The sequence below is a fragment of the Serratia sp. ME47 genome, from assembly GCF_903970925.1.
Lineage (GTDB): Bacteria > Pseudomonadota > Gammaproteobacteria > Enterobacterales > Enterobacteriaceae > Serratia > Serratia ureilytica.
In genome coordinates, this window is sequence record NZ_CAJCKE010000011.1 from 104,549 (window position 1) to 126,936 (window position 22,388).

Annotated in this window: 14 protein-coding genes; 3 read left to right on the forward strand and 11 right to left on the reverse strand. The window is 60.8% G+C overall.

Annotation, left to right across the window (positions count from 1 at the left end; genetic code table 11):
* Nucleotides 1-87: 87 nt before the first annotated feature.
* From wzzE to trxA, 4 genes are all read right to left on the reverse strand, one after another.
* A complete protein-coding gene (gene wzzE, locus H7A77_RS13210) occupies nt 88-1,143 on the reverse strand; it encodes an ECA polysaccharide chain length modulation protein (protein ID WP_033652438.1) in 1,056 nt (351 codons plus the stop codon).
* Nucleotides 1,144-1,170: 27 nt separating this feature from the next.
* Complete coding sequence (wecA, locus tag H7A77_RS13215; RefSeq protein WP_025160399.1) at nt 1,171-2,268, reverse strand: UDP-N-acetylglucosamine--undecaprenyl-phosphate N-acetylglucosaminephosphotransferase; 1,098 nt, start codon at nt 2,266-2,268, stop codon at nt 1,171-1,173.
* Nucleotides 2,269-2,564: 296 nt separating this feature from the next.
* Entirely contained in the window at nt 2,565-3,824 is a 1,260-nt protein-coding gene (rho, locus tag H7A77_RS13220) for a transcription termination factor Rho (protein WP_004934188.1), read from the reverse strand.
* Between the two features lie 400 nt (nt 3,825-4,224).
* A complete protein-coding gene (trxA, locus tag H7A77_RS13225; protein ID WP_004934187.1) occupies nt 4,225-4,551 on the reverse strand; it encodes a thioredoxin TrxA in 327 nt (108 codons plus the stop codon).
* A gap of 131 nt (nt 4,552-4,682) precedes the next feature.
* On the opposite strand from trxA, the gene rhlB reads away from it, so the two are divergent.
* A complete protein-coding gene (rhlB, locus tag H7A77_RS13230; RefSeq protein ID WP_033645045.1) occupies nt 4,683-5,969 on the forward strand; it encodes an ATP-dependent RNA helicase RhlB in 1,287 nt (428 codons plus the stop codon).
* 5 nt (nt 5,970-5,974) lie between these two features.
* Entirely contained in the window at nt 5,975-7,471 is a 1,497-nt protein-coding gene (gene ppx / locus H7A77_RS13235; RefSeq protein WP_042783439.1) for an exopolyphosphatase, read from the forward strand.
* 32 nt (nt 7,472-7,503) lie between these two features.
* Here ppx and rep read toward each other — a convergent pair whose 3' ends face one another.
* Complete coding sequence (gene rep / locus H7A77_RS13240; protein ID WP_033645047.1) at nt 7,504-9,528, reverse strand: DNA helicase Rep; 2,025 nt, start codon at nt 9,526-9,528, stop codon at nt 7,504-7,506.
* Between the two features lie 109 nt (nt 9,529-9,637).
* Between rep and ppiC the strand changes: the two genes are divergently transcribed.
* Nucleotides 9,638-9,919: a peptidylprolyl isomerase PpiC gene (gene ppiC / locus H7A77_RS13245; protein ID WP_004934175.1), complete on the forward strand. Its 282-nt coding sequence runs from the start codon at nt 9,638-9,640 to the stop codon at nt 9,917-9,919.
* Nucleotides 9,920-9,944: 25 nt separating this feature from the next.
* Here ppiC and H7A77_RS13250 read toward each other — a convergent pair whose 3' ends face one another.
* From H7A77_RS13250 to bcsB, 6 genes are all read right to left on the reverse strand, one after another.
* Nucleotides 9,945-11,450, reverse strand: coding sequence for a pitrilysin family protein (locus H7A77_RS13250; RefSeq protein ID WP_072626497.1), 1,506 nt, complete (start codon nt 11,448-11,450; stop codon nt 9,945-9,947).
* A gap of 260 nt (nt 11,451-11,710) precedes the next feature.
* Nucleotides 11,711-12,997 carry a dicarboxylate/amino acid:cation symporter gene (locus H7A77_RS13255; protein ID WP_047025966.1) on the reverse strand — a complete coding sequence of 429 codons (1,287 nt, stop codon included), beginning with the start codon at nt 12,995-12,997 and terminating at the stop codon, nt 11,711-11,713.
* Nucleotides 12,998-13,270: 273 nt separating this feature from the next.
* The gene (gene hmsP, locus H7A77_RS13260) at nt 13,271-15,277 is read right to left on the reverse strand and encodes a biofilm formation regulator HmsP (protein ID WP_042783438.1); all 2,007 of its coding nucleotides are present in this window, start codon (nt 15,275-15,277) and stop codon (nt 13,271-13,273) included.
* Nucleotides 15,278-15,505: 228 nt separating this feature from the next.
* Complete coding sequence (gene bcsC, locus H7A77_RS13265) at nt 15,506-18,979, reverse strand: cellulose synthase complex outer membrane protein BcsC (protein ID WP_182074296.1); 3,474 nt, start codon at nt 18,977-18,979, stop codon at nt 15,506-15,508.
* Entirely contained in the window at nt 18,961-20,073 is a 1,113-nt protein-coding gene (gene bcsZ, locus H7A77_RS13270) for a cellulose synthase complex periplasmic endoglucanase BcsZ (RefSeq protein WP_080273430.1), read from the reverse strand. Before bcsZ ends, bcsC begins: the two co-directional genes overlap by 19 nt.
* Before the next feature lie 5 nt (nt 20,074-20,078).
* Entirely contained in the window at nt 20,079-22,385 is a 2,307-nt protein-coding gene (bcsB, locus tag H7A77_RS13275; RefSeq protein ID WP_182074297.1) for a cellulose biosynthesis cyclic di-GMP-binding regulatory protein BcsB, read from the reverse strand.
* Nucleotides 22,386-22,388: the final 3 nt, after the last annotated feature.

A 22,388-nucleotide genomic window follows, 5' to 3' on the forward strand; every position in this document is an offset into this window, starting at 1 on the left:
AGCGAATCTCTTTTGGTCGGTTAATCGCAGGCCCCGCCTGCGAATGGGGCGCTCACGCACCCTGCATCAGATTATTATATTATTTTTTTAACTACGCGGCCGACGCGCCAAGGCCACACCGGCGCCAACCAACGCGCCCATCGCACCCCACAAAATCAGCCAGAAGACCCGGCGTGGGCTGTCGCGTTTTACCGGCTCTTCCGGCGTGCGCAAATAGCGATAGGTCTGGAACTTCTCATCCAACGTCGGGCCAACGTTCAGCGTCGCCAGCATTGCGCGGTTCTGATCGTAATCCAGATCGTAGGTCGGGCCGGAGGCCTGCAGGCCTTCCAGACGCGCCTGCAGCATTGGCCGGCCCAGCAAGAACAGATCCGAATCCGGCAACTGTTCGGCCGGAGTGTCGGTTTGCGTACGGCTGATCCCCTGGCTCTCGGCAATTTTCAACGCCTGTTGCGTGGTGTTCAGCTCGCGCTTGTAAACCGACTCCGCGACCGCTTCCTGACGCTTGACCTGTGCCTTCATCGAGGTGGTGCGAGCGGCCCACGCGCCCTGGATCTCTTCGTTCAGGTGCAGGGCTGCGCGGTGGCTGGCGAAGGCCACGTATTGGCGCAGCAGGCGGTTGGCGTCCGCGGCGGTTTCCGCCGTCAGCTTCACGCCGTCGTTCGGGACTTTTTTGTCGTCGCGCGGCGTGAACAGGATGTTATTGATCAGCTCGTCGAGCAATGCCGCATCGGCACGGGCATCCCCTTCCTGACGCTGTTTGTAGTAATCGCTCTGCAGCCAGAAATCGCGACGCGTGTCGTAAGCCGCCAGCTGCATGATGAACTCATTGTACGCTTCATCCGCGATGCTCGGCTGATCGCCGGCCGCCGCCGCCGGTAGCGTGCGCACATCCAGATTGCGCAGGAACTGCTGCTGGGAGTAATAACCGCCCAGCGCATTCACCGTCGGCCTGTCGGTGATCGCGGTGGCGCTCCACTCTTGCTTAACCAGGTAAGAAACGATCAGCGCGACCGCCGCGAACAGCACCGCAATACCGATAATCCACGGTTTACCGCGCCACAGGGTGCAGCAGAGGCCGCGGATATCGAGTTCGTTATCCACCGCCGGGGTATGCTTGTCAGACGTTGTTTCTGGATTCATCACAGCCAAAAAGCCTCTGGTCTCTGGTTAAGGTACTTGCTTGTTATCGCCCGAACGCCGCAGCCGGCGCTTGATACGCTTAATGTATCGCGCAACCCGCCAGGCGCGCTTGATGCAGTAACCGTACAGGAAGAAGGCAAGCAAGAATAATGCCAACATAACCCACTCAGGGATAAAAGTCAGGCGTTCGCCGATCACGCCCACCGCCGCCAGCAACGCGGCCGCCAGGGTGATCAGCACGAAAGCCTGCCGCGGCGTAAAGCCGGCGCGCATGATCAGGTGGTGAATATGTTGACGATCGGGAGAGAAGGGGCTCATCCCCTTGCGTAAACGACGATACATGATTGCTATCATGTCCATCAGCGGAATAGCGATGATCCACAGCGCGGTCACCGGGTTGATCGAGTGCGCCTTTCCCTGTGAGCTTTGCAGCAGCAGCCAAATGGCGGTAAAGCCGATCAGGGTGCTGCCGGCATCCCCCATAAACACCTTATAACGGCGGCCGAGGATGCCGAGATTGAGCAAAATATAGGGAACGATAGTGGCGATCATCGCAAAGCACCAGAACGCCAGCTCATGATGGCCGCTCAGGTACAGCAGCAGGCCCAGCGCCCCGAAGGAGACGCACGACAAACCGCCCAGCAGACCATCGATGCCGTCGACCATATTGAAAGCGTTGATCGCCGCCCATACCGCGAACAGCGTCACCAGATAGCCGAACGGCCCCAGCAGCATCTCCCAGTCACCCAGCACATGGCCGAAGCTGCGCAGATACAGACCGGCAAACACCATCATGGCGATGCCGACCAGCGCCTGCACCAGGGCGCGAATTTTAACGCTGATATCGAAACGATCGTCGAGCGCCCCCACAAACACCAGAATACCGGCGCAGGTAAGATAAAGCTTGGCGTGTGCGATGGGTTGTTCAGAGATCCAAAACGCGAAGCACAACCCGGCATAAACGGAAATACCGCCGACCAGAGGAATCAGCCCCTGATGGCGTTTGCGATAATTGGGTTTATCTACCAGACCAATACGTTTTGCCGCCTTGCGGGCAACAAAGAGAAAAGCCAAAGAAAACAGGAAAACAAATAGAATTTCAGTACTCATAGTGAGTAAGTTCACAGTTAACAGATCTCTGTAGAAGATAAGGCAGCTTACCACGGGCTAAGGCTTGTGCCATCGGCCCCCGCTACCTTTCGGTCATTTCCTATGACAACGGTGATTCATGCCTATTTTCTTCGCATCGACTGACAAAATGACAGCAGCAAAGCCGACCGGCGCGAAACCGACCGACAAACAAGATGAATTCTCAATAAGTCGAGGAAACAACTTACTTTTCCATTACTGCTACTTATCGTATCCGCCAAAAGCGAAAAACGCCACGACTAGGCGTGGCGTTCAGCGAATTTTTTAACGAATTATGAGCGTTTCATCATATCGAAGAATTCATCGTTGGTTTTAGTCATCGCCAACTTATTAATGAGGAACTCCATCGCGTCGATTTCACCCATCGGATGAATGATTTTGCGCAGGATCCACATTTTTTGCAGCTCTTCAGAGGTGGTGAGCAGCTCTTCTTTACGGGTACCGGAGCGGTTGTAATCGATAGCCGGGAATACGCGTTTCTCGGCGATTTTACGCGCCAAGTGCAATTCCATGTTGCCGGTACCTTTAAATTCTTCGTAGATCACTTCGTCCATCTTCGAACCGGTATCAACCAGCGCGGTCGCGATGATGGTCAGGCTGCCTCCCTCTTCCACGTTACGCGCCGCACCGAAGAAGCGCTTCGGACGATGCAGGGCGTTGGCGTCCACACCACCGGTCAGCACCTTGCCCGAGGCCGGCACCACGGTGTTGTAGGCGCGCGCCAGACGGGTGATGGAGTCGAGCAGAATGATCACGTCTTTCTTGTGCTCAACCAGGCGCTTGGCCTTCTCGATCACCATTTCGGCCACTTGCACGTGACGCGAAGCCGGCTCGTCGAAGGTCGATGCGATCACTTCGCCTTTCACCAGGCGCTGCATCTCGGTCACTTCTTCCGGACGTTCGTCGATCAGCAGCACCATCAGCACGCAGTCTGGGTGATTGTAGGCGATGCTCTGCGCGATGTTCTGCAGCAGCATGGTTTTACCGGCTTTCGGCGGTGCCACGATCAGACCACGCTGGCCGCGGCCAATTGGCGCCGCCAGGTCCAGTACGCGCGCCGTCAAGTCTTCGGTCGAGCCGTTGCCGCGCTCCATCCGCAGACGGGAATTGGCGTGCAGCGGCGTCAAGTTCTCGAACAGGATCTTGCTGCGGGCGTTTTCCGGCTTGTCGTAGTTGACTTCGTTGACTTTCAGCAGGGCAAAATAGCGTTCGCCTTCTTTTGGCGGACGAATCTTACCGGAAATGGTGTCACCTGTGCGGAGGTTGAAGCGGCGGATTTGGCTAGGGGATACGTAGATGTCGTCGGGACCGGCGAGGTAGGAACTGTCTCCAGAGCGGAGGAAACCGAATCCATCCTGCAATATCTCGAGCACGCCGTCGCCGAAGATATCTTCTCCGCTTTTCGCATGTTGCTTCAGAATGGAGAAGATGATGTCCTGCTTGCGCATGCGGGCAAGGTTTTCCAGCCCCATATTTTCGCCGAGAGTAATCAGCTCAGAAACCGGCGTATTCTTTAATTCGGTAAGATTCATAGTGGTGGGTTCTTAAACTCGGGGTATGTCTCGAACTTGTATCGTGAATGGTATGGCAGCGAGATGCGTGCCTGTTTACTGGACGTTCGATCACCGGGCGCAGAGCCGTCGCGGTAAGAAATGGCTTACATCGGGCGCACGCATTGACGGTTGAAGATCGAAGGTACCTTAAAAATGATTTTTGCAAAACCGTTTGATTGCCAAAACACGGGTTGAGTTCAGTTTACTTTCAACGCCGGTGGTTCGACACAGAGTATAGCTTTAGATTCAAACTCTTTAGATTTAAAACTTCGGGCAAGTTCTATATGCAGTGTGGTTAAACTTAACACGCTTCTTGGCAGGCGTCTAGCGGTGAATTGAACATCACCGCCAGGCGCCTGATACTGGGCTTCCCGCCCGATTACAGATTCGCGTTCAGGAAATCTTTGAGCTGACCTTTGGACAACGCGCCAACCTTGGTCGCGGCCACTTCACCGTTCTTGAACAGCAACAGCGTAGGGATGCCACGGATACCGTACTTAGGCGCGGTAGCCGGGTTCTGATCGATATTCAGCTTGGTGATGGTCAGTTTGCCTTCGAACTCTTCGGCAATCTCATCCAGAATCGGAGCAATCATCTTGCACGGCCCACACCATTCAGCCCAGAAATCGACCAGGATCGGCCCTTCCGCTTTCAGCACGTCAGCTTCGAAGCTGCTGTCAGTCAGGTGAATAATTTTATCGCTCATGTTCTACTCCACAGGATTATGTCTACCTTGTTGGTGTAGCATTAACCAACTCAAGGTGATTTTATTGCACCGCGTTTATTTCAACGGATGTGCTTTCGTAAAGCAATAGTTAGCTGATATTCTACCACACTATGAGCAAAACACACTTGACCGAACAGAAGTTTTCCGACTTCGCCCTGCACCCGTTAGTCCTTGAAGCCCTTGAGAAAAAAGGGTTTCACAATTGCACGCCCATCCAGGCGTTAGCATTGCCGCTCACGCTCTCCGGGCGTGACGTTGCAGGTCAGGCGCAAACCGGTACCGGAAAGACGCTGGCGTTTTTGGCGTCTACTTTTCACTATTTGCTGACCCACCCGGCGAAACAGGATCGCCAGACCAATCAGCCGCGCGCCTTGATCATGGCGCCTACGCGTGAACTGGCGGTGCAAATCCACTCCGATGCGGAAGCCCTCTCCCAGAGCACCGGCCTGAAGCTGGGCCTGGCCTACGGTGGCGACGGCTACGACAAACAGCTGAAAGTGCTGGAAAGCGGCGTGGACATTCTGATTGGCACCACCGGCCGTTTAATCGATTACACCAAGCAGAACTATGTCGATCTCGGCGCGATGCAGGTCGTCGTGCTGGATGAGGCCGATCGCATGTACGATCTCGGCTTTATCAAAGACATCCGCTGGCTGTTCCGCCGCATGCCTGCGGCCGATCAACGCCTGAACATGCTGTTCTCCGCCACGCTGTCCTATCGCGTACGCGAACTGGCCTTCGAGCAGATGAACAACGCCGAATATGTTGAAGTGGAACCGGAACAGAAAACCGGCCACCGCATTAAAGAAGAGCTGTTCTACCCGTCCAACGAAGAAAAAATGCGTCTGCTGCAGACGCTGATCGAAGAAGAGTGGCCGGATCGCGCCATCATCTTCGCCAACACCAAGCACCGCTGCGAAGACATCTGGGGCCACCTGGCCGCCGACGGTCACCGCGTCGGCCTGCTGACCGGCGACGTGGCGCAGAAAAAACGCCTGCGCATCCTCGACGACTTCACCAAGGGCAATCTGGATATCCTGGTCGCCACCGACGTCGCCGCGCGCGGTCTGCACATTCCCGCCGTCACGCACGTCTTCAACTACGATCTGCCTGACGACTGCGAAGACTACGTGCACCGCATCGGTCGTACCGGCCGAGCAGGCGCCAGCGGCCACTCCATCAGCCTGGCTTGTGAAGAGTACGCGCTCAACCTGCCGGCGATCGAGACCTATATCGATCACAGCATTCCGGTGAGCAAGTACAACAGCGATGCGCTGCTGACCGATCTGCCGGCGCCGAAGCGCCTGTCGCGTCCGCGCGGCGGCAACGGCCCACGTCGCAACTCCGCGCCACGTCGCGGCGGCGCGCCGCGCAGCAACCGTAAACGCTCGAGCTGATCGCCATGCTCAGCTCCAGCACGCTTTATGCTGCCATCGATCTCGGCTCCAACAGCTTCCATATGTTGGTGGTGCGCGAGGTGGCCGGCAGCATTCAGACTCTGGCGCGGATAAAGCGCAAGGTGCGCCTGGCGGCCGGGCTGGATCAACACAATCACCTGTCGCATGAGGCCATGCAACGCGGCTGGCAGTGCCTGCGGCTGTTCTCCGAACGCCTGCAGGACATCCCGCGCGAGCAGATCCGCGTCGTCGCCACCGCCACGTTGCGCCTGGCGTCCAACGCCGATGAGTTCCTGCAAGCCGCCGAGCAAATCCTCGGCTGCCCGGTGCAGGTCATCAGCGGCGAAGAAGAAGCGCGGCTGATTTATCATGGCGTCGCGCACACCACCGGCGGGCCGGATCGGCGGCTGGTCGTCGATATCGGCGGCGGCAGCACCGAACTGGTCACCGGCACCGGCGCACAGGCATCGCAGCTGTACAGCCTGTCGATGGGCTGCGTCACCTGGCTGGAGCGCTACTTCAGCGATCGCAACCTCGGGCAAGAAAACTTCGAGCGCGCCGAACAGGCCGCGCGCGACATGGTGCGGCCGATCGCGCCGCAGCTGCGCCAGCACGGTTGGCAAATCTGCGTCGGCGCTTCCGGCACCGTACAAGCACTGCAGGAAATCATGGTGGCGCAAGGCATGGATGAACGCATCACCCTGCCCAAGCTGCGCCAGTTGAAACAGCGGGCCATTCAGTGCGGCAAGCTGGAAGAGCTGGAGATCGAAGGGTTGACGCTGGAACGCGCGCTGGTCTTCCCGAGCGGCCTGTCCATTCTGCTGGCCATCTTCCAGGAGCTGGGCATCGAAAGCATGATGCTGGCCGGCGGGGCGCTGCGTGAAGGCCTGGTTTACGGCATGCTGCATCTGCCGGTGGAGCAGGATATTCGCATCCGCACCATCCGCAACCTGCAGCGTCGCTACCTGATCGACACCGAGCAGGCCGAGCGCGTCAGCCAGCTCGCCGCCAACTTCTCGCAGCAGGTCGCCAACGAGTGGCAGTTGGATGCGCGATGTCGCGAGCTGTTGCACAGCGCCAGCCTGATCCACGAACTCGGCCTCAGCGTCGATTTCAAGCAGGCGCCGCAACACGCCGCCTACCTGATCCGCCACCTGGACTTACCCGGCTTTACCCCCGCGCAGAAAAAACTGCTGGCCACCCTGCTGCAAAACCAGAGCAACACCCTCGACCTGTCGCTGTTGAACCAGCAAAACGCCCTGCCGCCGCGCACCGCGCAGCGTCTGTGCCGCATTTTGCGCCTGGCGATCATCTTCGCCAGCCGCCGCCGCGACGACACGCTGCCGGCGGTGCGTTTACGCGCCAATCAGGACGATGAACTGACGGTGATCTTGCCGCCGGGTTGGCTGGAGCAGCATCCGCTGCGCGCCGAGGCGCTGGAGCAGGAAAGCCACTGGCAGAGCTACGTCCACTGGACGCTGCGGTTGGAAGAACAACGTTGAAATAGCAAGGGCGCGATGAGCGCCCTTTCTTTTTAATTCCCGCCTTTGGCCTTGGCCAGCTGGGCGCGGATATTGGCCAGATGGCTCTGCCCCTTCTGCATCCGCTCCTGGGGGCTCACCACTTTGCGCTCGGTTTCCCACGCCAAATCGTCCTGCGGCAGCTCCAGCAGGAATCGGCTCGGCTCCGGCCGCACCAACTCACCGTACTGACGGCGTTCGCGGCACAGGGTGAAGATCAGCTCTTTTTGCGCGCGGGTGATCCCTACATAGGCCAGACGCCGCTCTTCATCGACATTGTCTTCGTCGATGCTGCTCTGGTGCGGCAGCAACCCCTCTTCCATACCCACCAGGAACACGTAGGGGAACTCCAACCCTTTGGAAGCGTGCAGCGTCATCAGCTGCACCTGATCCAGCTCCTCTTCGCTTTCACCGCGCTCCATCATGTCGCGCAGGGTGAAGCGCGTCACGACCTGGGTCAGCGTCATCGGCTCGTCCAAATCGTTGCCTTCCAGCATCTCCGTCATCCAACCGAACAGCGTATTGACGTTCTTCATCCGCATTTCGGCGGCCTTCGGGCTGGTCGAGGTTTCAAACAGCCAGCTTTCATAATCCACGCCGCGGATCAGATCGCGCACCGCCGCCACCGGCTCACGCTCCGCCTGTTGGGCGATGCCGCCCAACCAGTGGGTGAAGCGCTGGAGCGATTCCAGCCCGCGCCCGGTCAAGTGCTGGCTCAGCCCCAGATCGAAACTGGCGTGGAACAAACTCTTGTTGCGCTGGTTGGCCCATTCGCCGAGCTTCTGCAGCGTCGCCGGGCCGATCTCGCGCTTGGGGGTATTGACGATGCGCAGGAAGGCGCTGTCGTCGTCCGGGTTGGTCAGCACGCGCAGGTAGGCCAGCAGATCCTTGATCTCGGGGCGAGAGAAGAACGACGTGCCGCCGGAAATCTTGTACGGAATGCGGTTCTGCATCAGCATCTTTTCAAACACCCGCGACTGGTGGTTGCCACGGTAGAGAATCGCATAGTCGCCGTAGTTGGTCTTTTTCACGAAGTGGTGGGCGATCAGTTCCCCCACCACGCGTTCGGCTTCGTGATCCTCGTTGTTGGCGGTCACCACCTTCAGCTCTTCGCCATACCCCAGCTCGGAAAACAGCCTTTTTTCAAACACGTGCGGGTTATTGGCGATCAGGATATTGGCCGCCTTCAAAATGCGCTCGCTGGAACGGTAGTTTTGCTCCAGCTTGATCACCTGCAGCGCCGGGAAATCTTCCTTCAGCAGCACCAGATTCTGCGGCCGCGCGCCGCGCCAGGAGTAAATCGACTGGTCGTCGTCGCCCACCACGGTAAAGCGCGCGCGATGGCCCACCAACAGCTTCACCAGCTCGTATTGGCTGGTGTTGGTATCCTGATACTCATCCACCAGCAGATAGCGGATGCGCTGCTGCCAGCGTTCACGCACCTCTTCGTTGCGTTGCAGCAGCAGCGTCGGCAACAGGATCAAATCGTCGAAGTCCAGTACGTTGCACGCCCGCATATGGGCGTGGTAAAGACCGTAGCAATGGGCGAACAGCTTGTCGCGCTCCGAGCGCGCCAACTCTGCCGCCCGCTGGGGATCGATCAGGTCGTTTTTCCAGTTGGAGATGGTCGAAATCAGCTGCGCCACCAGCGTCTTATCGCTTTCCAGCCACTTTTCGGTCAGCTCTTTCAGCAATGCCAGCTGATCCTGATCGTCGAACAGCGAGAAGTTGGACTTCATGCCCAGCGCCACATATTCCCGCTTGATGATCTCCAGCCCCAGGGTGTGGAAGGTGGAAATCATCAGCCCGCGCGCCTCTTTGCGTCCCAGGGTTTGCGACACGCGCTCTTTCATCTCGCGCGCGGCTTTGTTGGTAAAAGTCACGGCGGCGATGTGCCGCGCCTGATAGCCGCAGTGGTGGATCAGGTGGGCTATCTTGTTGGTGATAACGCGCGTCTTGCCGGAACCGGCACCGGCCAACACCAGGCAGGGCCCGGTAACGAATTCGACGGCTTGTTGTTGGCTGGGGTTTAATCGCATGGCGCTGACTTGCTCGACTGTAAAACGTGGAAGGGAATTGTAGCAGAAAGCGCCGATGAGATTTAGCGGGTATAATCAGCGCAATTTTCGCATCGACAAAGGCAATACCATGGCAAAAACGGCGTGCGCCCTGCACATTCTGGTAGACAATGAAAAGCTGGCCAACGAGCTGCTGGCCAAGCTAAAGCGCGGCGTCAGCTTCGACACGCTGGCGCGCAAATACTCGAGCTGCCCGTCAAAACGCAACGGCGGCTCGCTGGGCGAATTCAACAAAGGCGCAATGGTGCCTGCGTTCGATAAAGCGGTGTTCAGCATCCCGCTGCTCAAACCTTACGGCCCGGTCAAAACCCAGTTCGGTTACCATATCATCAAGGTGCTGTACCGCAACTGAGGGGGCCTGAGCCCCCTGCCACGAATTACTGCGCGCCAGCGGCGTCCGTCGCCGGCGAAGCGACTGCGGTGTCCGCCGGTTTGGCTTCTTCCGTCACCACCGCCGGCGGCGGCATCATGATGCCGTTATAGGTATCCTGCAGCTGCTTCATGCTCATTTCCGGCTCGCCCTTCGGCTGCATCAGCACCAGCGTCGCGTCCTGAGACAACTGCAGCTTCAGCGCCTGATTCAGTGTCTCCAGCGTCAGGCTGGACAGGAACTCCTGGCGCAGCTTCTGGTACAGCTCCGGCGCGATATCCACCACCCCGCTCTGCTGCGACCGCAGACGCTGGCTCATCAGCACGTCGGTGTCGGTACGGGCGTAGGTCGCGAACAGCTTGCTCAGCTGATCGTTTTTCTGCGCCAGCAGCGCATCGAATTCCTCTTTCGACAGGCCGTTGTCACGCACGTTGGCCAGTTCGCGGGCAATGAAGCCCAGGCTGCCGTTCAGATTGTTGTTCGGCGTATCCAGGTGGATGGCGCACTGCCCGCGCTGGTACTGCACGCGGCAGTCAAAGCCCAAATGCAGGTTTTTCTGGTCGCTTTTTTCCAGCGTCTGCTGGAGGTGCCAGAACAACGCCTCGCGGGCGAGATCGCCACGCCAGTAGCGCAGCAGGCTTTGCGAATCGCGAATCGGATGCCACGGCGAATCCCACATGATCGACAGCGTATCCTGCTTCACCTGCTCGCTGATCAGGCTCACCGGCTGCTGCGGCAGCGGCGTCAGGGTCGGCATCGGAGCCGGAGTTTCACGTTTGCCCTGCAGCGGCGAGAAGGCCTTGTTGATCTGCTCGCCCAGGCTGCGGCTGTCAACCTTGCCGACCACGAACAGCGTCATGGCGTCCGGTGTGTACCACTGCTGATAGAATTTCTTCAACTGCTCAAGGTTGACCGGCCGTTTCGCCGGCTGCGCCGGATCGTGCGCCAGCAGCGTCGAGCCTTTCAGGCGGTAACGCCACCAGGCGTCTTTGGTATTGGGTGGGAAAGTGCCGACCGGATTGATGCTGGAATTCATCACCGCGTGCACCGTGTGCTCGTCGATCGCCAGTTTGCCGGTCGTGTCCGCCAGCCAGGCCAGCGCTTCTTTCAGCAGATCGGGCCGGTTGTTCGGCAAGCTGAGGTTATACATGGTGAAATCGTACGAGATGATAGCCGGCGGCAGCGGCCGCTCGTTATCTACGCTCTGCTGCCACAGCGCCCGCAGCTGCGGCGCCGTGAAGCTTTCGCTGCGCGTCAACGCCAGCCGCGGCAACAGGTGGGCAAAGCCGGTCTGCTGCGAAGACTCCACCAAAGAGCCGGTATTGACGATCAGCCGCAGTTCCACGCGGTCGCTCGGCCGCTGCGGCGTATCGAGAATCTGCCATGAAAACCCGTTGGCCAGCGCCCCCTGCTGCCAGGCAGGATCGGGTTGTAGTGCTTCAGCCTGCACGCTGCTACTGGCTGCCGCCAGTAGCAGCCCACCAACTATAAGATGAATTCTGGTGCCCTGCATGTGAACCCCTACTTAATGACTATCCAATTTCTTATGCAAATGCGTGTATTCCATTCAATGGAATCATAAAAATACGCCCTGAGTTTCACGGTGGGGCGGAAAGCAGAAAGTGTACCATCGTGTTAGACCGCGCGCCTTTGCGGATGTCACTCATTAGAGTGAAAAATAATAGATTGCGGGGTTTTTAATGCAAAAAATCGTTACGAGGCAGGGGAAGAAGCTCACCGGCCGCGGATGCGACCGGTGATTTACCGCCAAAATCAGGCGGAAGGCAGCGTTTTGTCCGCGCCGGCGTTTTTGTTGTTCAGGGTGTCTTTCAGCTGCTTCTCATCCAGCTGATTACACCATTTGGCCACGACCACGGTCGCCACGCCATTGCCCACCAGGTTGGTCAGCGCGCGGGCTTCCGACATAAAGCGGTCGATGCCGAGGATCAGCGCCAGGCCGGCCAGCGGCAGGTGGCCTACGGCGGAGATGGTGGCGGCCAACACGATAAAGCCGCTGCCGGTCACGCCCGCCGCCCCTTTGGAGGAGAGCAGCAACACCACCAGCAGGGTAATCTGATGCATGATATCCATGTGGGTGTTGGTCGCCTGCGCGATAAACACCGCGGCCATGGTCAGATAGATAGAGGTGCCGTCCAGGTTGAAGGAGTATCCGGTCGGGATCACCAGGCCCACCACCGATTTCTTGCAGCCCAACTTCTCCATTTTATCCAGCATGCGCGGCAGCGCGGATTCAGACGACGAGGTCCCCAGCACGATCAGCAGCTCTTCTTTGATGTAGTTGACAAATTTGAAGATGCTGAAGCCGTTGGCGCGGGCGATGCTGCCCAACACCACCACCACGAACAGAATGCAGGTGATATAGAAACACACGATCAGCTGGCCGAGTTGCACCAGCGTGCCGACGCCGTATTTACCGATGGTAAACGCCATGGCGCCGAAGGCCCCCAGCGGCGCCAGGCGCATGATCATGTTGATGATGCCGAAAATCACCCGCGAGAAGCTGTCGATCACGTTGTAGATCAGCTGCCCTTTGTCGCCCAGACGATGCAGGGCGAAGCCGAACAGCACCGCGAACAGCAGCACCTGAAGAATGTTGCCGCTGGCGAACGCGCCGATCACGCTGCCGGGGATGATGTCCAGCAGGAACGGAATGATGCCCTGCTGCTGCGCTTGCTCGGCGTAGATCGCCACCGCTTTGGCGTCCAGCGTACCGGGATCGACGTTCATGCCGGCGCCCGGTTGCACCAGGTTGACGATCACCAGGCCGATAATCAGCGCGAGGGTGCTGACGATTTCAAAATACAGCAGCGCGATGGCGCCGGTGCGCCCCACCGCCTTCATGCTTTCCATGCCGGCGATGCCGGTCACCACGGTGCAGAAAATCACCGGGGCGATAATCATCTTGATCAGTTTGACGAAGCCATCGCCCAAGGGTTTCATCTGGGCGCCGAGGTCAGGGTAGAAGTGGCCAAGCAGGATACCCAGCGTGATCGCCGTCAGCACCTGAAAATAGAGGCTCTTAAAAATTGTTGTTTTCATATGAACATCCTATGGGGGGAAGACACGCACCAGGCGGCAGTCTAAAAATCCAGCCTGTTCATTGCTTGCGCGGAAAATAACACCCACTTAACAACATGGAAATAATTTGTTGCACCCACCCCTCAGGGTTGATGTGAATTTAAGAGCTGAAACGCGTCAGTCCGGGTGCAAAGCTGAAAATTGCGTAAGCCTTTGTTTGCACTAACGCAAAAGAGGTATGAGGGGAATAGCGATTTTCGGACGGGGAAAAGTACCGGAAAGGTAACGCGGCGCTCACGGCGCCGCGCGGCAAAACTCGGTTTCGAACGCTTCACGCGGCAGCGGCCGAGCGAACAGGAACCCTTGCCCGCTGCGAATGCCGTGCTTCAGCAGCCAGTCGCGCTGCTCGGCGTTTTCCACGCCTTCGGCCATCACCGGCAACGCCAGCACTTCAGAGATTGAACTGACGATGCGCACCATCGCATCGTCGGCCGGCAGCCCCTGAATGAAACTGCGGTCGATTTTAATCAAATCGATCGGCAGGGATTTCAACCGGTTCAGGTACTCCAGGCTGGAGTAGCCCATGCCGAAGTCGTCCAGCGCGATCGACAGCCCCAGATCGTGCAGCTCGCGCAGCAGCGCCAGCGCGCGGTCGAGATCGTCGATGCGTACCGTCTCGGTGATCTCCAGCAGCAGCTTGCGCGGATCGATCCGATACTGCGCCAGCAGATTTTTCAGATGCGGAACAAACGCCTCGTCCTGCATCTGAATGCCGGAAACGTTGACCGCCAGCGGCAGCGCAATGCCGCGCTGCTGCCAGTCCGCCAGGATACGGCAGGACTCTTCCAGCACCCAGTTGCCGAGCGGCACAATCACGCCCAGCTCTTCCGCGAGCGGAATGACGTCGGCCGGCAGGGTATAGCTGCCGTCGTACTGCTGCCAACGCAGCAGCGCTTCGGCGCCGATCACCTCGTTGGACTGCATGTCGATCTGTGGCTGCAGGAACAGCGTGAAATGCCGCTGCTCAATGCCGTGCAGGATCTCGCTCTCCTGCGTCAATCGCTTCTGCGTGCGCTCCGTCAGGCTGGGTTCGAAGAACAGGATCTGATTTTTCCCTTCGCGATGCGCGGACATCATCGCCGAGGTGGCGCTGCGCAGCAGCTGTTCCGCACTCTCCCCCTGATTGAGGTAGTGGGCGATGCCGATGCTGGCGTTGGGCCGCAGCGCCAGGCCTTCCAGCGTCAACGGCGCGTTGATCTCCGCCATGATGCGCCGCGCCAGCTGCATGGCGTGGAACGGCCGCTCGATGCCCTTGGCCAGGATGGCGAATTCGGTATTGCTCAGCTGTGCCAGCACGCCGTTTTCGTCGATGCAGCCGCGCAGCTTCTTCGCCAGCGCCAACAGCAATGCCTCGCGCATCGCCGGGCTCATCACGCCCGACGCTTCATGCAGCGTCTCGATGCCGATCACCAGCAGGTTAAAACGCTCGGGGCGCAGGCTGGAGGCGATATGCTGTTCCAGCAACGCGTTCAGCAAGGCCGGGTTGGGCAGTTCAGTCACCGGGTGGCGGGTGCTCAGGCGGCTCATGTCGGCATGCGCCTTGGCCAGCGTCTGTTGATTGCGGTTGTAGTTGCGCACCAGCAGGCCGAGCTCGTCGTCCTGGTGCAGCGCCGGCAGCATCAACTGGTGATAAGGCGCTTCGTCCTGCGAGATGTTTTCCAGCTCTTTGGCCATCGCGCGCAGCGGATGCACCATCAGCCGGTTCATGCACCAGGTGATGGACACCGACAGGATCAGCGCCAGCAGCAGGTAGGTCGACAGCATGGTCGACAAAATGCTGAGGATAAACTGGTACATGCGGAACGAATCGGCCTGCAGCACCAGATAGGCCAGCGGCTGCTGGTTGGCCGGCACCCGTTCCAGCGAATAGAGCGGCACGGATATTTGGATAGGCAGCTCAAACAGCCGGGCGATCAGCGTCGGCACCGGCCGCTCCGGCGGGAAATTGGCGTGCAGCGCCTGAAACTCGTTCGGCAAGACGATATCCGCCCGGCTCAGAATGCCGACCGGCAACAGCGTATTCAGCACCTTTTTGGCTTCCGGCACGTCCATGCGCAGCACCGCTTCCGCCAGCGGCTGGCGTACGGAGTGAGCGATATTCTCCAGTTGCTGGGCGTAGTCATCCCTGCGCTGCTGCACAAAATGGAACAACTGAATCACGATAAAGATACAGATCGTGACCAGCGCCACGCCGGACACTGTCGCCATCTGCTTAATCGTTAACGAACGCCTGACCCGCAAACCTGCTCTCCGTAAAATCGGGCTGAAACAAAAAGGGGGCTGACTCTCACCCGCCCCCTCGAACCGGGCTGAGTATACTCGATCATCGGCTGTTTTTATCTGGCTATGCCGCAGGCATAACCAAGAAAATCGCGGGTTTCAGTCTTTTCCTAGAGCGAACAAACACGACCCGGACACAGGGTAACAAAACTCCCCGGTGTCCGACACTCCGAATCTCTCTCCTCCCGGTTACTTGAAGTCGGCATAAGGCGTCAGCGGCTGCGGCGGCAAATCGAGGTCCCCCTGCCAGCCGGCCAGGGAATAACGCAGATAAATCAACGCGTGGCTCGGCGTATAGTTCTTCGCCTGCTGAATATCGATGCCGGCGCCGAGCGTCCAGTGCGAACTGAGACGGCGTTCGACGATCGCCCGCAGGGTATAACCGACGCCGCTTGAGGCGCTGCCGTCCTCGACGGCGAACTTATCGGGCAGTGAATCCGGGATCAGGCCTTGCAGCGGATAACGGCGCTGGCTGTCGGTTTTCGAATGCGACAGCGAAACCGAACCGCCCAGCTCCCACGACCAGTTCTCGGTGCGCTGACGATAGTTGACCGGCAGCGACAGCGACAGATATTGCTGCGGGCTGTAATAGCCGCCCTGTCCCAGCGAATAGCCGCTCAAGTCTTTCTGGTAGTGCCACAGCATGGTATTGAGCCCAACGCTCAGGCGGCGATTGTCTTCGTTGATCACCTTGTAGTAATAGCCGGCCATCAACCGCTGCCGCTGGTTGTCCGCCACGTTCTTGCCGGTGATCTGGTGCGCGCTGAGATCGGCCCACACGCCGTTCGCCTCGCCGCGATCGTAGCTGGCGCTCAGGCTGACGCCGGTGGCGCGCACGCCGCCCCAGGTAGTGCCGGTATTCGGATCCTTGGCGCCGCCAAACGCCAGCAGCGAGCTGGAGATCGGCCGCCGCGAGGCCGCCAGCGTCCAGCCGATGTGGTTCCAGTCGCCGCTGTAGGCCAGGCCGCCGCTCCAGTCGACCACCTCGAAGCCCATCGGCGTCGTGCCGATATCGGCGGCCCAGCGATCGTTTTTCCAACCGGCCGCCACGCTGGTGCCGGTGGTTTTCTGGTGTTCATCGCCGCGGCACCCTTGCGTGTTGCAGGTGCCGAAGGTTTCGTAGTACTTGCCGCTGCCGTCGGTCGAGAAGCGGCCGGCATCCAGCTGCACGGTGTCGGTGCGCAAGAAGGCGCGCCCGTCATACAGCGGGATGTCCACCTGCAGCATGGTGTCGTGCGCGTTGAAGTCGGAAATGCCGCCGGTGCCGCTCGAGCGCCAGTAATCGTGATCGAGCGTGACGTTCACGTCCTGCTGCCGATACAAATCAGCGGCATCGGAGCGGATGCCGCGTTTCAGCCAGTCGTCGCCCGGATTATTGCGCGTCAAATAGGTGTAGCGGTCATTGTCCTGCGGCAGCGTCGGCGTGATGCCGCCGGCCACCATCGCCTGGCGGTAATCCTGCTGCGCCCGCTCCGGCTGTTGCTGAGCCCGCTCCAGGCGGGCGGCGTCGCGGTAGATCAGCGCTTTGGTCTGCCCGACGGGTTCTGAAGCCGCCGCCGTTTTCAGCCGGCCGAAGAGCGCCTCGGCCTGCTGCGCATCGCCGACCGCGCCCCAGGCATTGGCGACCCGCCGTTGGCTGTTGAGCGAAGCGTCTTGCGGCTGCGGTTCGGTTTTCAGCCGCTGGCGCGCCGCGTCCAGATCCCCCTGCGCCACATAGGCTTCGATCTCGCCCAGTTGCGCATCCGGATTGTTCGGTTCACGGCGTTTCACCCGCTGATAGTCGTCCAGCGCCGCCGCATACTCCCCGCGCGCCAGCGCCCAGTCGGCGAGCAGCAAATCGATGCGCGTGTCCGCCGGCTGCCGGCGCAGATAGGCTTCCGCCGCCGGTTCGTCACCGGCCGCCCGCAGCCCTTCGGCATGTGCGATCGTCGCCTGCATTTTCAGCCGCTGCGCCAGTTCGCGCATATTGTCGTTCCACTGCGCCGCCGGCAGCGTATTGAGCTGCGCCAGCGCCTGCCTGTCGCGATCGCTGCCGGAAAGATAGAGCGCATAGGCGTAGGTCAGCTGCGGATTGGCGTGCTGGCGCTGCGCCAGCTGCCGGAATAAGGCGTCCGCCTGTTGCGGCTGCCCGGCCTGACGCAGCGCCTGGGCATAGCGATAGGTCAGCCAGACATCGTCGGGCGCCATCGGCTGGGCGCGCCGATAGATTTCCGCCGCCTGCTGCCACTGTTGCTGCTGCGCCAGCGTCTCCGCCTGCTGTTTCAGCCTGTCGAGCCGCAGCCCATCGAGAGTGCTGCGCAGCTTGGCCTGCTGGCTGCGCGGCAGGCCGTCAAGGTAGGCCAGCGCTTTTTCCGGCGACTGGCGCTGATAGATATTCACCAGGCCGCGCAGCGCGCTGCCGTTGCCGGGATCGCGCCGCAGCGCCTGCTGATAAAACCCTTCCGCCGCGGCGTCATCCTTGCTCGCCACCGCCACATCGCCCAGGCCGAGAAACGCGTCGCCGTTGCTGTCGTCGAGCTGGCGCGCCTGCTGATATTTCTGCCGTGCCAGCGCGAGATTGCCGGCCTTGAGCGCTTTGTCGCCCTCGTCGATCGCCAGCCAGTAGCTGGTGCTTTTGATCAGGCTCTGCCATTTGCCGCTGCCGTAGCCATTCTTGTCGGCCGCCAGCGCCTGGCGAAAGAGCTTCAGCGCCTGCGGGCGGTCACCGGCGCGTGAATAGGCCTGGCCGAGCGCGCCCAGTACCTCGGCGTCGTTCGGCGTCGCCGCCAACGCCTTTTGCAACTCAGGAATGGCCGCCCGGCTGCCGCCTTTATCCACCTGCGCCAGGCCGCGCACCCGCGCCTGATAAGCCGGATCGGCCAACAGTTTCTGCTGTCTGGCCAGCTCTTCACGGGCGCTGGTCGCCTGATCGCCGGTGTCGAACACGCCGAGGAAACGGTTGAGCGCCGCTACGCTCTGCGCGCTGACCGGCATCGCTTTGACCTTGTCCAGCCACAGATCGGCGGCATCGCCGCGCCCGGCCGGATCGGCGGCGATCTTCTGCAGCAGTTCATAGGCCTGCGCGTCCTGATTCTGGCTGAACAGCATGCGCGCCAGCGACATGCGCAGCGCCGCGTTGCCGGAATATTGCTGATCCAGCGCCTGCAGCTGCTTTAACGCCTTCGCCTCCTGTCCCGGCAAGCGCGCCACCAACCGCCAGTATTCCACCGCCAGATCGAGCGTCGGCGGCTCGCCGTGGAACAACGCATCGTACTGCGCCTTGGCCTCCGGCAACCGGCCGGCGGTCGCCATCAGGCGCGCCTGCTGCAGCTTTTGCCGGGTTTCCGGCTGGGTCAGCAGCATGTTCATTTGCGCCTGGCGATAAGCGCTGGACTGCGGCGCGAGCGTTTTCAGCTTGTCCAACTGCTGCTGCGCCAGCGCCATGTTGCCCTGCCGCAGCGCCAAACGCATGCGCGCGGCGATCACGTCCGGGTTGTTCGGATCCATCAGTTCGAGCCGGTACAGCGATTGGCGCACCAGATCGTCCTTGTTGCCGGCCTCGCCAATGCGCACCTGCTCCAGCAGCCACTGCTCCGGCGCCACGGCCTCCGCAGCGCGCGCCTGCGGCAGCATCGCCAGACTCAGCGGAATCAAATTCAGCCAGTTTATTTTGAAGTTGTGCATTGGCCGTCCCACGAGGGTTGCAATTCACCCTGACGATTAAAGCGATAACGTTGTTGATCCCACCCCTGGCCGAACAGCGTCAGCGAGGCGCTGAAATAGGCGTCGTCACCCGGCGGGTGTTCGCCGATCCGTTGCCGCTGGGCCGCCAGCGCGTCGGCCTGCGCCGCCAACATCGGCAACATCGCGGCGGAAAAGCCGACCGGGCCGTCGCCGGTGGTTTTGCCGCTGGCGGTATCGGTTTTCTCCGGCGGCACGCCCTGGCTGGCGGTGAGCTGCGCCATCGGCTGGAAGCGTTTGAGCAGCGCCGCCTTGTGTTCATCGTCGTCCGCCAGCATGCCGGCCCACAGATAGACCCGAATGGCGTCGTAGCTGCCGACGTTCGGCTTGACGGTGTCCGGCTGCCAGCCGGCGCCGACCCGCCATACCACCCAGTCCGGCGAGAAGCCGTGCGGCGCGGTCTCCAACCACAGCCGCTGATTGATCTCGCGCATCGCGCGCCACGGGCCGTTCAGCGCCGCAAAACGCGTCAACAGCTGCGGCGGCAGGTAGCTGGGGTTCAGCCGCCAGCGATCTTCCGCCACGAACCCGACTTTGCCCGGCAGCAGCATCAGCCCCAGGCCGGGGATGTCGGCCACTTCCTCGCGGCCGATGCGCTGCAACAGCAGCGTCCCCAGGGTTTGATAACGCCGGCTTTTCCACAGGCGGCCGGCTTCGAGCAGGTTATAAGCGATCCACAGATCGGCGTCCGACGCCGAGTTGGCGTCCAGCACCTTCCACTGCTTGTCGTCGCCCTCGCCCCACAGCCAGGCGGGTAAACGGGCGCTGAGATCGCCCGCCGCCAGGTTGTTCTCCGTCCAGGTCAACAGCTGGTCGAAGGTCGGCCGGTCATTGGCCACCAGGGCGAAGAACAGGCCGTAACTCTGCCCCTCCGACGTGGTGATTTTGTTCGGGCTGCTCGGATCGATCACCCGCCCCTGCGGGCTGATGTAGAACTGCTTGTACTGTTGCCAGCCCGGCCATTCGCAGGCCGCCGCCGCGCTGAAAGCGCACAGCAGCAGCATGCCGAGCGACAGGCGTTGCAGCATCGCGTTCACCGCCGTCAATCCCGATCTTCAGGCGCCAGACGCCGCCGGCTGAAGGCCTTCAGGCCGCGCCACAGCATCAACCCCAGGATCACCACCAGCACCACCGCGAGCACCGCCAGCAGGACCGGATGCGTGGAGAGGGCATACCAAAGCCGCTCCCACCAAGGCAGGTGACCGACATAGTAAACATCGCCGACGCGCAGGCTGTTGACCCCCGATTCGCGGATCACCGCCACCGAGCCGAACACCGCGGCGCGCTTGCCGCTGTCCAGCAGGGCATTGTTCAGCAGCTCATAGCCGCGCGGGCTGTCCGCCAACAGCGCCACGATGCTGCGCTGGTCGTTGAACGGCGACTGCACGCCAATGATCGCCGACATCGCCCCCTCGGAACTGACGGTGGTCTTGCTGTCCGGCTTGGCGTCCTCCGCCAGCACTTCCGAGCTGGGCAGCGGCGGTTGGCGCGTCGGCTGTTTCACCCAGCTTTGGGTCGCGTCCACCAGCAGGCTGATTTTCTTGTCGTCGCGCAGCGCCTGCGGAATGGTGCCGACCATCAGGATATCGTCGTCACGATCCTTGGCCTGCGACCAGTCGTCGCTCAGCGTGAAGGCCAGCGCCGGGTAGCCGGTTTGCGCGCCGATCACGCCGAGCGCGTTCAGCAGCGCACTGACCTGTGCCGGCTGCGGTTTCTGGTTCACCAACACCAGCGTTTGTGAAAGATCCGCCAGGCGGCTGAACGGGAAGCCGGCGTTGGCGAAGGCGCGCAGGTCCGGCATCGCCATAAAGTGGCGGTAGCCGGAGAAATCGATGGTAGACGCGCCGTCGATCACCGCGTGGTTTTGCGTGAAGGAGTAGGTTTCGCAGCGCCCTTCCGCGCCGCTGGCCAGCAGCGTGGTGTAGTCAAAGTCAAAGCGCAGCTGGTTGGTGGCACCCAGCCGCAGCGCCGGGATACTGACGTTCTTGTCGGAATCGAGCAGCCCCTGCGTCAACGGCAGGCGCAGCAGCTGCGCCCCCTGCTCGTGTTCCGGCACCAGCGAGTAAGCCTGCACGAACTGGTTGTTCAGGCTGACGCTCAGCCGCGAACCGTCCTGAATGCGCGGCGCGGTATAACGGTATTTCAGGTGCATGTCGATGCCGGTGCTGCGGATCAGGAACAGATCCGGCGGCAGGTTCATGGTCAATGAAATCGGGCCGGGCTCGATGCCGCTGGTTTGCAGCTGTTCGGCGTATTGCTGCAGTTCGGCGAAGGTCATCGGCCGATCGGTGCGCACCCAGTTCGGCGCGTCGTAAGGCTGGCGCGGCGCCAGCTGTTCCACCTTGTCCACCGTCACGTTCTGGCCGCGGAACAGAATGTCGCCCTGCGCGATGCCCTTCACCGCGGTGATCAAATCGTTGTCGTCACGCCCCTGAATCAGCAGCAGTTTGACGTAGGGATTGTCGGGGTGGCTGATCATCTCCACCGTCGGGCCGTTGACCGCCGGGTAATCGCGCAGGAAATCCGGGCGCTGCTTATTGGTGGCGAACACCACCGCGTGCTGCGTCGGCAGCGCGTTATACAGCGTCGGGAAGGATTGCCCGCGCCACTGCGCCTTGCTGCCGAACCAGGAAGCCAGAATGCCCGCCGCGCGCTGCTGGGCCAGATCCGGCTGGCCGGCGAACACCATCGGCAGCGTCAGCGGCCGATTGTCGCGGCTGTCGAAGAACGGCTCAGGGAAGTGCGACAGCTCGTTTTTCACCGGCAGCGTCTGGAAGCGCAGCTTCAGCGCGCTCGATTTGCTGACGTCGAGCCACAGCGAAGTGCTGGCCGGGTTTTCGCAGATGTTCTGATAATGGCCGACGAACACCAGCCGGACGCGGTTAAAATCGGTAATATAGCGCGGATCGATCGCCATCTGGATGCGATTGGGCTTGCCCAACTGCTCCTTGGCGATCGTGGTCACGCCCATCAGCTCGTCGTTCAGGTAGACCTTGACGTGCGACTCGACCGGGATCAACGCCGGCGACGGCGTAAATTCCAGGTCGAGCATCGCCTGCGAGACCACCTCATCGCTGCGCACGCCGAATTCGATCTGCCCGTCCGGCCGGGTGCCGCGCAGAACAAAGCTGCCCGGCGGCGGCGCTATCTGCGCAAACGGCAGCGACACGTCGCGCACCGGCGCATTCGGATCCTGCGGCGCGGCGGCCGGCGGTGGCGCGGTCGCCGTATCGGCCGCCGCGGCGATCGGCGGCTGGGCCGCCACGGTCGGCGCGGTGGCGGTTTCGGCCTGCGACAGGGTGCTGATGCCTAAGGCCAGAGCAGTTAACCAGGTTATTTTTCTCGTCATCGT